11 protein-coding genes and 1 pseudogene are annotated in these 11,756 nt (G+C 62.1%); 2 read left to right on the top strand and 10 right to left on the bottom strand.

Features of this window, described 5'->3' with window-relative positions:
- The 9 genes from BHQ18_RS28445 to BHQ18_RS28405 form a co-directional block, all read right to left on the bottom strand.
- The coding region (locus BHQ18_RS28445) for a VOC family protein (protein ID WP_459167240.1) at positions 1 to 417 on the bottom strand (417 nt) is incomplete at its 3' end.
- A gap of 18 nt (positions 418 to 435) precedes the next feature.
- Entirely contained in the window at positions 436 to 1,434 is a 999-nt protein-coding gene (locus BHQ18_RS28440; RefSeq protein ID WP_069416983.1) for a dihydrodipicolinate synthase family protein, read from the bottom strand.
- Between the two features lie 24 nt (positions 1,435 to 1,458).
- A complete protein-coding gene (locus BHQ18_RS28435) occupies positions 1,459 to 2,544 on the bottom strand; it encodes a cupin domain-containing protein (protein ID WP_069416981.1) in 1,086 nt (361 codons plus the stop codon).
- A 576-nt stretch (positions 2,545 to 3,120) separates the two neighbouring features.
- Positions 3,121 to 4,362, bottom strand: coding sequence for an NAD(P)/FAD-dependent oxidoreductase (locus BHQ18_RS28430; protein ID WP_069416980.1), 1,242 nt, complete (start codon positions 4,360 to 4,362; stop codon positions 3,121 to 3,123).
- A complete protein-coding gene (locus BHQ18_RS28425) occupies positions 4,359 to 4,559 on the bottom strand; it encodes a ferredoxin (protein ID WP_069416979.1) in 201 nt (66 codons plus the stop codon). Before BHQ18_RS28425 ends, BHQ18_RS28430 begins: the two co-directional genes overlap by 4 nt.
- 28 nt (positions 4,560 to 4,587) lie before the next feature.
- A complete protein-coding gene (gene hcaB / locus BHQ18_RS28420; protein WP_011855194.1) occupies positions 4,588 to 5,391 on the bottom strand; it encodes a 3-(cis-5,6-dihydroxycyclohexa-1,3-dien-1-yl)propanoate dehydrogenase in 804 nt (267 codons plus the stop codon).
- Positions 5,388 to 5,693, bottom strand: a complete 306-nt coding sequence (locus BHQ18_RS28415) for a hypothetical protein (RefSeq protein ID WP_013470350.1) — start codon at positions 5,691 to 5,693, stop codon at positions 5,388 to 5,390. Before BHQ18_RS28415 ends, hcaB begins: the two co-directional genes overlap by 4 nt.
- The gene (locus BHQ18_RS28410) at positions 5,690 to 6,289 is read right to left on the bottom strand and encodes a 3-phenylpropionate/cinnamic acid dioxygenase subunit beta (RefSeq protein ID WP_011855192.1); all 600 of its coding nucleotides are present in this window, start codon (positions 6,287 to 6,289) and stop codon (positions 5,690 to 5,692) included. Before BHQ18_RS28410 ends, BHQ18_RS28415 begins: the two co-directional genes overlap by 4 nt.
- A complete protein-coding gene (locus tag BHQ18_RS28405) occupies positions 6,286 to 7,737 on the bottom strand; it encodes an aromatic ring-hydroxylating dioxygenase subunit alpha (protein ID WP_069416982.1) in 1,452 nt (483 codons plus the stop codon). Before BHQ18_RS28405 ends, BHQ18_RS28410 begins: the two co-directional genes overlap by 4 nt.
- Before the next feature lie 474 nt (positions 7,738 to 8,211).
- Here BHQ18_RS28405 and BHQ18_RS28400 point away from each other — a divergent pair, with 474 nt between their 5' ends.
- Both BHQ18_RS28400 and BHQ18_RS28395 read left to right on the top strand, forming a co-directional pair.
- A complete protein-coding gene (locus tag BHQ18_RS28400) occupies positions 8,212 to 9,012 on the top strand; it encodes an IclR family transcriptional regulator (protein WP_069416978.1) in 801 nt (266 codons plus the stop codon).
- Entirely contained in the window at positions 9,012 to 9,515 is a 504-nt protein-coding gene (locus tag BHQ18_RS28395) for a hypothetical protein (RefSeq protein ID WP_069416977.1), read from the top strand. The genes BHQ18_RS28400 and BHQ18_RS28395 overlap by 1 nt, the downstream gene beginning before the upstream one ends.
- Before the next feature lie 424 nt (positions 9,516 to 9,939).
- Here the strand turns inward: BHQ18_RS28395 and BHQ18_RS28390 are convergent.
- Positions 9,940 to 11,206 (bottom strand): annotated as a pseudogene (locus BHQ18_RS28390) (IS256 family transposase).
- Positions 11,207 to 11,756: the final 550 nt, after the last annotated feature.

Here is an 11,756-nt window from a genome sequence, read left to right as displayed (position 1 = left end):
ACCGGTGACGAACCCCGATATCGCACGACCGGGCCGGAAGGAACCCGGCACCACCTTCTGACCGTAAAACAACTCATGACGCAACCCCGAAGGATCCGACAGCGTCAAAAAGCCCAACACCCCGCGGGCTGCGCAGTCCTCCTCGGTTCCCACCTCAAACCCAATACCCTGCTGATGCAACAACTCCCCGGCAGCCTCAAGCGCCTCCTCGCTGCCCACATCCCAGCCCGCATACAGCATCCGGTTGCGCTCTCCGTGATGCACAGCCAAACGATGATCGGCGTCGTCGATCCGCAACAGGACCGACCCACTGGACGCCTCAACCGCCTCCATCCCCAAAACCTCCGGACCGAACGCCAACCACTCCTTCGCATCCGGAGACTCCACACCCACATAACCCAACGTCTTCACCAACATGTGCTGTCCTCAGGCGATTCAGTGGTTCGAGACGGCAAGTGACGCATAGCGCTGCTGGAGTGCGGCCCAGTTCTTGCCGGCCTCGCGCCCGCCAGCCAAATAGGACTCCGGCACTTCGGTGTACGGCGGTCGGGTGGGCCCCGTGCGCATAAAACCGGCCGCCTGGAATTGGGCGTTGTCGATCTGGATGCTGTACTTGAGGAATTCGGCGAAGTTGCCGCCCGGGTACAGCTTCTCAAGAGCCCCCTCGAGTTCGTCGGTGAGCGCTTGGCAGTCGTCCCAGCGGCGGGCTCTGATTAGGTCGCGCAAGTGCGTTACTGGCGCAGGGCCGCAGGCCACATTGCCCGACCAGCAGGCGGTGACCTCTTCTGGGAAGAGCCGCGCAAAGTAGTACCAGTCAGTCTCAAGCGGCAGTAGCCGCACGCGACCGCTTACCGCGCGGAGGTCGGAAAGGAAGGCGGAGCCACTGAGCAGCCCGAGATGCTTGGCAGCGACGACCTGGGGTATCTGGCTGAGTGCCTCGTAGGCGGGCGTCCCGATCTTTCCCTTGAAGGCGCCGGGGTTGTCGTAGACCACCAATGCCATGTTCGGCACTGCCTCGGCCACATCCCGGTAGAAGCGCACGATGCCGGCGTCATCCAGGGGCAGCCACATCGGACGACCCACGAACAGGCCATCGGCGCCGAGCTCGCCGAGCCGGCGACCCCTCGTGATCGTATCGCGGGTATTGAGCGTCGTCGCTCCGGCGAAAACCGGGATACGTCCCGCGACGGCGTCGACCACGGTGGCGACAAAGCTCTGCAACTCGTCCCACGTCAGCGAGGCGCACTCGCCGAAGGTGCCTGTGGTCATGAGCACATCCACTCCGCCACGGACCATCGCGTCGGCGAGCTTCGCCGCCTCATCGAGGTCTACGGAGAACGCGGTGCCCGGTTGGTCGGCCGTCGGGATGGAGGGCGTAGGGATAATGCCGACGACACCGGTGATGTCATCGACGGTCAACTTCGTGTCACGCACGTGCACTGCCTCTCTCGTGAATCGTCAGCGGGCTCGGAGGTTAGCGGGGACCGGCGGAAATGGCTGCGTCCCCAAAGACAGCTCGGGCTCTTCGTAGTAGAGATCGAGAGCCTTCAATGTAGGGATGTCGTTGACCGAGAACAGCAACGCATTTTCTGCCGACCGGTTGACGAAGTGATGGGTGCTCCAGTTGGGCACCACGAAGCTGTCGTGGGGCCCCCAGTCGAGTTCGACCCCGTCGACAACCGTAGTTCCCTCACCGCGCACGACGAAATACACGGCACTCGACGTGTGGCGATGGGCCTCGGTCTGCTGGCCCGGCCGCAGCAACTGCACCCAGCAATCCAGCGTTGGCATAGTCGATCCGCCGGTAACGGGGTTCGCATAACGCAGGACTACGCCGTCGTAGGGACTGCCCGCAAGGCCCGCCATCCGCTGGAGCTGCCGCTCGACGTCACGCCAAGGATAGCGGTACGGGAAGTTCGCCGCCTTGACCTGCTCCCACGCCGGGCGCAGCATCCCACCGCGGTCAGCGAGATGCTCTCCCGGGTCCTCGCGTTGAGGTTGGCGCATCTCGCCATAGGGCTCATAGAAGGGCACATTCAGCCCGAGCACTAGGCCGATATCCAGCACGTCGAGCCAAACGACGTTCTCCGAGGTGGCGTTCTCATGGTCATGCCACGTCCAGCGAGGGGTCAGAACCAGGTCGTAGGTGTCCATTTGACAAGGCTCGCCATCCACCACAGTCACCAGGCCGGGGCCGCCTTGAATAGCGAACCGGAGCGCCGCCATGGTGTGGCGGTGCGCATAGGCAATCTCGCCGGGCTTGAGCATCTGCATACCCATGTTGATGGTGTGCGTGGTTCCTCGGGCATCCGGGTTGATGAACGAGAGATTGCGTCGCGCCGTCAAACTTTCAGGCATCACGTCGCACGACTTCAGAAGCTTCGCGTGAACGTCCTGCCATCGCCACAGAAAGGGAACACCCGCAGGCTTGGGCCCGCCGACGACGCTCTCCAGCATGTCGTCGTAGATCCATTGTCCACGTAAGTTGGCAGCCTCGAGCTCGGCGTCGAATTCGTGAAGCCCTGAAATCTCAGCGGTCGACATGAGACTACCTTCTCTGTTTTGCAGAACACTACTCTGTCACTTAGAGATTATCGGGACCGGCCGATTGCGTCAACACCAGGAAGTGCCGCGTACTAACCTCACCGTACTGACCATCGCCGTTGGTGACGGCGTGGCGAGGTGAGAACAAGAAGACCTCCAAGTGAGCTAGGAACGCTCAACAACCTCCGAGGTCTTCTTCATGACTCGTGGCGCCGTGTCGGCTGCGACAGGTTGTGTTGTCGATAGGGTCCCAGAGGTCACCGATGTGGGTCGGTCGCCAGCGGCGCAGCCCCGAACCTCGATGATCGGCCACTCCGTTTCGAGCCGAGTTCCGTCTAGGGGAGCGATGCGGTCGCGGCAACTCATCCGTGATGCCGGCGCCCAAGGCGCGGTATCGGGCTGTCCACCGAGCCGGGGCGGTGGCCGAAACCTGAATACCGCGCCGCGGCCACCGAGGACCGCGCGCGGTAGAAAGCCGCGACATTCCGAGCTAAGAACGCGGCGAAGCCGCAGCGAGCATGTCCGGTGGGAAACCAGTCCCACTTGCAATGCGGCGCGCAACCACTTGTGGCCCGACTATGGCGATCGCGTTGCGGCGGTATCGGGTGGGTTCGTCAACACTTCGAGCCTTCCCCGCACACTTTCGAGATCGCTACCGGCCTGCAGCGCACGCCTGCACTCGATCAGTGCTCGAGGCCAGTTCACCACCGCCGCGCCACCAAGACGTTGCTCGCCATCCGGGTAGAGGACTGTGAATCGATTGTCGGACAGTCGATCTCCGACGACGAGTGGCTCTCCTAGGTGAGTTGTCTGGCCACAGACCTGAATCTTCCAGTCGTACTGGTCGCTCCAGACGTACTCGACGGGCTCGTAGCAGCGCAATTCATCGGGAAACAAAATATTATGCGCGACGCAAGAGGCCTGGTCGACCGCGTTTGTCCAGTGTTCGATGCGCATCGTCACGCCGCGGGCGCGATGGAACCAACGCGACACGTCGCCGACTGCGTAGATGTTTTGTGACGTAACTGCACGACAGAACTCGTCGCAGACCAGGCCGTCATCGACTAGCAGTCCCGACGGCATCAGCCAGCCGTCATTCGGAACGGCGCCGATGCCCACCACCACCGTGTCGGCTTCTAGGACCGTCCCGTCCGTGAGGCCGATCTTGAGGTTGCCGCGCTCCCCCTCAATATTCTCGACACCGATACCGAAGCGCGTGTGCACTCCGTGGTTTCGGTGCAAATCGATGAACCACTCGCCGATCTCTTCGGTCAGAACCCTGCTCATCGGAACGGGCACCGGGTCGACAACGGTCACCTGCCCCCCCATTGACCGGGCGGTTGACGCAACTTCGGCCCCGATGAATCCTCCCCCGATCACCACGAGGCGGACACCGGCGACAAGGTCGTCCCGTAGCCGCAGACAGTCCTCCAGAGTGCGGAGCACATGAATGCCCGATCCGTGGCCCCACGGGGATGGTCGCGCGCTGGCTCCGGTGGCCACCACCAGGTGGTCATAACGCAGGGGCTCATCATCGGCGAACTCGACCTGACACGCTGCGACATCCACTCCGATCGCGCGGCGGCCGAGGAGAAGCTCGATGCGGTCGGCGGCGGCAGCGTCTCTACTGAGTAACGTCACAGCGGCGATGTCACTCGTACCCGCAAGCAATGCCTTGGATAATGGCGGCTTGTCGTAGGGCAGCGCAGTTTCCTCGCCCACCAGGACGACGTCGCCATCGTAGCCTTGCGAGCGCAGCGCCTGGGCCGTGCGGACCCCGCCGACAGAACTGCCGACGATGACGACCCGCGACGTCATTCGTCTAGGACTTCCAGCGCGGCCACCGGACAGCTGCGCGCAGCCTCCTCGACCCGGGTCCTGTCCGCGGAAGGAACCTCCGTCTTGCGGACCTCCACGAGTCCCCGATCGTCGATGTCGAAGTAATCCTCGGCCGCAACGACACAGTTCGCGTAGCCCTGACATACCTCGCGCTTAGCCTTTATAACTCCGCCCATCTGCTTTCCTTCCCTGTGTTCGTCGGGTTCAATTCCGCTGGGGTGGGGGTCCGAGGCTGAAACCGCCGTCGGGATGGATCGTTTCGCCGGTGAGCCCGCGGGAGCGGTGAGAAGCGAGGAAGACGTAACTCCAGGCGTGGTCTTCACCCGATAGGGCCACGCCCAGCGGTGTGCGGGCAGCCAATTCGCGGGCCCGATCTGGTGCAGCATCCAGACGGCGGGCGCCAAGGTCGAGGCTGTCGAGTCCGCGCAGGTCGGTGTTCAACGTCCCCCCGGGGGCGACACCGTTCACACGGATCCTCGGCGCGAGTTCGTGAGCCAGTGCAGTGACTACGCCGCGCACCGCGAACTTCGACGCCACATACAGCAGGCCGCCGCGTCCTGGATAGAACGATGACGCGGACTCGGTGAGCACGATCGAGGCGCCGTCCTGGCCCATCAGCGCCGGCACTGCTGCCTTGACTGAGTGGATATGACTCAGGACGTTGATGCGAAACATTTCGTCGAACGCCTGGTCGATCAGCTCGGCGGGGATGTCCTGAATACGGCGGTAGAAATCGAAAATCCCCACGCAGTTCACCAATGTGTCGAGTCCGCCGAAGGCGTCGACAGCGACCTGCACTGCTTCGTCGTTGGCGGTGCGAGTGGTCCCATCGCCCTCGATCACCGGAACGTCGGGCAGCTGCTGGCGCAGCGTGGCGCACTTATCGCTGTCGTACTCGAGCACGGCCACCCGGGCATCCTCGTTCAGGAACGCGTCGACCGTGGCCCGACCGATACCCGAACCTGCTCCCACGATTAACGCGCGTTTGCCCGCCAGCCAGCCAGTCATACCTCCTCGCCCAGAATCAACGGAGCACCTGCGTTCCCCACCATGGCCGCCAAGGTGGCCGGATTCTGCCAGGTCAGCGCCTCGAGTTCCAAGGCATCCAGCGAGACCCACTGCGCCGATTTCGGCGCCTGAATCAACAGCCGAGCTCCATTGCGAGTGGTCACTCGGCGCACGACGACCTCTGCGAACTCGTTGGCAATGTTCAGTGCATCACCGGTCGACCCGGCCAGCAGCGTCGACAGTTCCTCGCACGCCGGTTGTGGGGGCGACTGCGCGCCCTCGCCGGATCCGTTCGAGCTCATAGGAAGACCGCCAGATTCTGCATTCGAAGCACTGATTCATCGACGCAGATTGTTCGGCGTGCGAGTTTGAGCGCGTTGCCATCGCGACGTAGAAGATCTTCACGACCACATGAGATGAGCGTGGACTCGTTGACGTCGCCACGGCTGCGGAAAAGCAACTCAGCGCTGTCGACCACGAGGTGGTCGGCATCGTCGCTGAGGAATGTGCGCACATTGGTGATGAAGTGACGCAGACGCGACGGCGGATCCTCAGTCCAGGCATGCTCGGTGGCGAAACGGGCAACCCGGCGCTCAAGTGAGTATTTGTTCTCGTCGAAATGCGCCATTCCCGGTGAGCTATCAAATCCGGCTCCCGCGGCGGTGGTGATCCGCACCGGCATGTAATAGTGGATGTCCTCTGTGAGCAGACCCAGCCACCGGTCGTAGTCCTGAGCATCGAGGAGGTACGCCTCGTTGACGAGGAAACTATGCGCCTGGAGGTGACGAGGGTCGTCGAACGGTAACGGGTCGCCGACGCGTTGGGCGCGCGCCGCGTGCGCCCCGAGCACCGATGGAGCCGCGGATTGACCAATGCGCTGGTGATCGTGAACGCTCATAGCATCACCGACTCAGCGGACCCCGAGTCAGTATCGGCGGCGGCCGCGCCGTTGGTCTGGACCATTGGTTCAATTCCATGCGGATTGTCGCTGAGCACCGTAGCCGGGTTGACGCGAAGCGGCGGCATGTCCAGGTAGTCGGCCCAGAGCCTCAACAATTGCCGTTGATTGTTCTCGTTGTAACCGAGTTGAGCGTATCCCGGCCCGTGGAATTGAGCGCTGCTAAGGGTGTCGACCACCCGTACATCGTCTGCGAGCAGCCCCATCCGGCTGTTCAGCCGCAGTCGGCGGGCCATGGAACCCCCCGCCGTGTTGGTCAGCGACACCCAGTTCTCGACATCGTCTTGCTCGAACATTCCCGTCGAGCCGAAGCACATCAAATAAGCCTTATACGAGTCCGCCTTAAAGTCTGCCGGGGCATCAGAATCCACCGCAAACCACGACAGCACCTCGGTTTCGTTCTCGCTGATTGGCTGCCACACCCGGATTGAAATGAACGGCAAGACGTGCTCCCCGTCCTCCACTTTCGGCCAGTTGTGCACGAAACTGATGTTGGGAAAACACGTCGCGGCCGAGATCATGAACCCGTCGGTGCCGACGACTTGTTGCTGCTGCTCGGTCCAGGTGGCCTTGGCTCGACTAATCATGTCCGCCGGGTAGCCCACGTAGCTCATCCGGTCCTCGAAACTCCCCTCGGGCAGCTTGTATGTGGTGCCCCCACCTCTACCCGCCCAATACGTGGCGCCGTCTTTGCGCTTGTTAGCCTTCGGCTCTCGGAACAGGCCGATCTCGACCACCGACGTGTGCGTCTGAGGTGTGTGGTACATGTCCCCGGCGAAATTTTCAGCTGCGATCTTCCAGTTCGCTTTTACCCGCCAACGCTGCGGACCTCGCACCTCAAGACCGTTGGGGCCTTGCTTGGTGTAGAAATCGAGATAGAACCTGAAATCACCCAGATAGTCTTCAAGCGATTCTGCGTCAGGATCCATCGACAGAAAGATCAACCCGTTGTAGCTGGCCACACTCGGCGCGGGCAACAAGGTCTGCCCCGTCTTGTTAAACCCGGCGTCTCCTCCGTAAGCCTCTTGGTGAAACGGCAGGCCAATAATGCGACCGTCATTGCGGTAAGACCACCCGTGGTACGGGCATCTGAAGTTCGACGCGTTCCCCATTTCCGCCCGGCAAACCTGCATACCGCGATGGAGGCACATATTGAACATCACCCGGATCTCGCCGGCAGAATCACGAGCGACGATGAACGAATCCTGCAACACTTGTCTGACCACGTAGTCCCCCGGCTGCGGAATCTCCGACTCGTGCGCCACGAACAACCACGCCCGACTGAACAGGCGCTCCTTCTCGAGCGAGAAAATTTGCTTGTCGTTATACACGTGCGCCGGGATCATGCCAGTGCGTACAGCCGCTAACACCTCACCGTGATCCTGCATCTTCAACTCCATGACTCAACGACTGGACTCGATCCGCGACCAAGGCGCCTTCACTGTTATGTAGAACGCGACTCTGTCTAGCAGAGATTATGCCGTCTCCTTACCGGTGGAGTCAAACGAGGGCGTTGACTAGTCGAGACTGCAGCGAGTGAGCGCTAGACCGCGCAAAAGAGGACCGCAACCCGTTACCACAGGGGGGCCGGAAACAAGCGTCCGATCCGAGCGGCTACCACAGGGATGACCCGAGACGCACTAACGCGGCGATCCTGTACTGCCACAGGCGAACTGCTCGTCGACGAGGCACCGCCGCGTGCGCCAAGAGGCAAGTCGGCGGCCTCCAACTACCCGCCGCAGCCATGGGAGACAAACGCAGCCAGGCTTGTGCGCTGGAAGGCGACTTTTCGCCCCCCTGCACCGGCCTCGTCGCGATTCTTCGACCTGCATTCGAACCTGACCGCGGGTACGCTCTCTGTCATGCAGAAACCCTCACTCGCGGGCGTGGAGCGTGACAGCACAGGGAAGCCCCCGCAATATCCGATCGAGTCTGTCGACAACGCTCTTCGCCTACTCCTCCTCCTAGGAGAGCGCTCTGAGATCCGGCTCACTGACGCCAGTGAGTACCTGCGCGTCGCTTCGTCGACCGCGCATCGCCTGTTATCGATGCTTCAGTACCGCGGGTTCGTCCGCCAAGATCCGGCCAGCAAGGCGTACCAGCCCGGACCGTCCCTGACAAACGTGGCGTTCGCTGTCCACTCCAGGATGGACATACCGCGCACGGCCGCCCCGATTCTGCGCCAGCTTGTCGACACGCTGCAGGAAACCGTGCACGTAGGAACGTTGGACGGCAGACTGGTTCGCTTCATCGCGGCACTCGAAAGCCCTTCTGCCGTCCGGGTGATCTCGCGTTTGGGTAGCACGCGTCCTGCACACTGCACGTCGACCGGCAAAGTCCTACTCGCCGGCCTATCCGACGACGAGCTGGACCAGTTGTACCCCGACCCACATTTGGAGCCACTCACTGAGCATTCCGTGCGCACTCTCACCGAACTGCGCGCTCAATTGGCAGAGGTCAGGAAAAGCGGGTTCGCGATCAGCAGGCAGGAAAGTGAGGAAGGCGTCGCGTCTGTTGCCGTGGCGGTACCCCAAGGTGGTTCCGGGATAAGGCTGGCACTAAACGCGTCAGCGCCGAGTTATCGATTCCGGCCCTCTGATGTTCGCAAAGCTTGCAGTGCCCTAAAAGACGCCGCCGCCGAGCTAGCCCACAATCTCGGCTGATGACATCCGGAGAAACGGAGGCCGACAGGAAGGTGCCCGGCGGCGCCCCGGACCTGCCTGGCTTCATTGCGACCATCGACTTATTCCTTCGATTGGAGAAGCGAAGGAAATCCGAACCGATGTTCGCCGCGGTCCTCACCGACGACTTTCAGATCGGCTTTCGTGGTGGTCACCAGTGGAAAGGCCGCGATGGTCTACAGCTGTACCTCAACCAACGCGACGGGATCTTCGACGAACGCCTCGAGCTGCGCCACGTACTTTCCTACGTCCCGGTGAATGAGGGTGTAGTGGAGCTGACGACCCGTCTTGAGTTCTATTTTCGTCGCTGGAAAGCGCCCGCGTTGGTCAGCGAAGAATTCACCGGGTCGGCCTTTCGCACGTGGCTGATTCGCATCGCTGACGACGAGATGCGCGTGAAGCGGGTGATCATCGATGGATTTGCCAATCTCAACGAAAACGCACGGACGGTGTTTGCCATCCCAGATGAAGGGTTCGACGAGTAGAGGATGCTGCCCGGTGAACGCGGTATACGACCACGGACGCCGAGGCGCACGATCGCCACACGCTTCTCCATAGTGAAGTTCGATGTGCCCTGTGTGAGAAACCCACATCGAGCTCGTTGACGTGGATCACTGGTTAGTGGAAGAAAATGAAACCGGCACTTCGGGGTCACTCGCCGATTAATTTTTCCGTGATGCCCAAAGGTTTTTCCGTGATGTCCAGAAGGCTTCGGTGGTCGTCGGCCCATGTCCGGATGGCTTCGGGTGCGTGGCGGTGGACATCCACTTCGAAACCAGCGCTAGTCCGGACCCTAAAGCGGCTATGCGATCGCCAACGCGAGGGCAATGCGGGCAGTGATGATGGCACCGACTTAAGCCAGATTAGGACAGCGTCCCGTGAGATGGTGGACTTCGGATCTGGCGTGGTTCACGCGTCGCGATCAACGAGTCGTGTTGAACGACAGGTGCTTTGGTGTTGTTTGGCAAGTGCTGCTGCGGCGTGTTTGGCGGCGATGACAGCACGCAGTTCGTCCATGGAGACATCGGAGAGGTAGCGGCGGGTGACCTGCCACTCGTCGTGGGATTCGATGACCACCGCAGTCGCCAACCGCAGGACCGCCGCCGGATTCGGAAAGATCTCCACGACATCAGCGCGACGCTTTATCTCCTTGTTCAACCGTTCGATCGGGTTGTTCGACCAGATCTTCTGCCAGTGCGCCTTCGGGAACGCGGTGAAGGCCAGCACGTCGGTCTTGGCCTCGGCCATCATCGCGGCCACCTTCGGGAAGCTGGCCGCCAAGGTATCGGCGACCCGGTCCCACTGGGCGGATACCTCGGTGGGATCGGTGTGGGCGAAGATGGTCTTGACCGCCGCGGTGACCGCGGGGGCGTGTTCGGCGGACACCGCGGTGTGCAGGTTGCGCATGAAATGCACCCGGCACCGCTGCCACGATGAGTTCGTGAACTGTTGCGCCACAGCGGCTTTCAACCCGGAGTGAGCATCGGAGATTACCAGATGCACCCCCGAGAGACCGCGAGCTCAACGACATCAGGAACTCCCGCCAGAACTCGTAGGACTCGCTGTCGCCGACCGCGGTGCCGAGCACCTCGCGGGTGCCGTCGATGGACACCCCGGTGGCCACCACGAGGGCCTGAGACACCACGTGCGCCCCGATACGGACCTTGCAGAACGTCGCGTCGCAGAAGATGTACGGGAACTCGGTGTGAGCCAGGCTGCGGGTGCGGAATGCCTCGATCTCTTTATCGAGGCCGGCGCAAATCCGCGAGACCTCCGACTTGGAGACCCCGGTCTGCACGCCCATAGCGGCCACCAGGTCATCGACGCTGCGGGTCGACACCCCGTGAACGTAGGCCTCCATGATCACCGCATGCAACGCCCGGTCGATACGACGGCGCCGTTCCAGCAGCGACGGAAAGAACGAGCCGGCCCGCAGCTCGGGGATCTGCACCTCGACATCACCAGCAGACGTCGAGATGGTCTTGGGTCGGTGCCCGTTGCGGTGCACCGTGCGTCCATCGGTGCGCTCATACCGGCCGGCGCCGATCGCTTCGGTGGCTTCGGCCTCGATGAGCTGCTGCAGCCCGGCTCGGATCAGCTCGGCGAACACCGCGCCGACATCGGCGGACTTGAGCGCACCGAGCTGGGCAAGCAGGGCAGAATGATCCTGGGTCATCGCGTCGTGTGTCCTTTGCGTGAGTCACTTTGGTCGGTAACTCACTGACCACTACGAGATGGCCCACCCCAACAGCGTCAACGACACACCGGCACCGTCGTCCCCGGCCCCCAAACCCCACCACACCAGGGGACTTACCCGAATGAACCCTCTCCACATTGCGAATCGAACCGGGCCCGAGCCGATCCTGCAGAACACCGCGCAGTATGTCGTGGCGTGGCGAGTCAGACGCAATGACGCTGTGTTTACGGACCTCGTTGAACTGACTGTTGAAGCCGACACCTCTGACGGATATGAATCGCGTGTGGTATCAAAACTGCACGCACTTCGGCATACCGCGCCACCGCGAGCACGCCATTCACGGTCAGACGGACGACCGGCCCCAGTTCCCGCATGCGGGCGTACGTGGGGAACGGATTCCGCTGTCGACGGCACGTGAAATCTGACCCCGGCGCGGCAACTGAAAATTGACCCCCTGGTCCGGTGGCCTGGCTTTAGTCGAGCCAGGAGGACCAGAAGGGAATGTTGTCTGTGGAGGATTGGGCTGAGA

This window comes from Mycolicibacterium flavescens (assembly GCF_001722335.1).
GTDB lineage: Bacteria > Actinomycetota > Actinomycetes > Mycobacteriales > Mycobacteriaceae > Mycobacterium > Mycobacterium flavescens.
This window is presented reverse-complemented; position numbering and strand designations above follow the sequence as displayed.

Bases quoted from the DNA above. Each gene is read 5' to 3' on its own strand.
- BHQ18_RS28435 (WP_069416981.1), bottom strand. From the start codon at position 2,544: ATGTCGACCGCTGAGATTTCAGGGCTTCACGAATTCGACGCCGAGCTC.
- BHQ18_RS28430 (WP_069416980.1), bottom strand. From the start codon at position 4,362: ATGACGTCGCGGGTCGTCATCGTCGGCAGTTCTGTCGGCGGGGTCCGC.
- BHQ18_RS28425 (WP_069416979.1), bottom strand. From the start codon at position 4,559: ATGGGCGGAGTTATAAAGGCTAAGCGCGAGGTATGTCAGGGCTACGCG.
- hcaB (WP_011855194.1), bottom strand. From the start codon at position 5,391: ATGACTGGCTGGCTGGCGGGCAAACGCGCGTTAATCGTGGGAGCAGGT.
- BHQ18_RS28415 (WP_013470350.1), bottom strand. From the start codon at position 5,693: ATGAGCTCGAACGGATCCGGCGAGGGCGCGCAGTCGCCCCCACAACCG.
- BHQ18_RS28410 (WP_011855192.1), bottom strand. From the start codon at position 6,289: ATGAGCGTTCACGATCACCAGCGCATTGGTCAATCCGCGGCTCCATCG.
- BHQ18_RS28405 (WP_069416982.1), bottom strand. From the start codon at position 7,737: ATGCAGGATCACGGTGAGGTGTTAGCGGCTGTACGCACTGGCATGATC.
- BHQ18_RS28400 (WP_069416978.1), top strand. From the start codon at position 8,212: ATGCAGAAACCCTCACTCGCGGGCGTGGAGCGTGACAGCACAGGGAAG.
- BHQ18_RS28395 (WP_069416977.1), top strand. From the start codon at position 9,012: ATGACATCCGGAGAAACGGAGGCCGACAGGAAGGTGCCCGGCGGCGCC.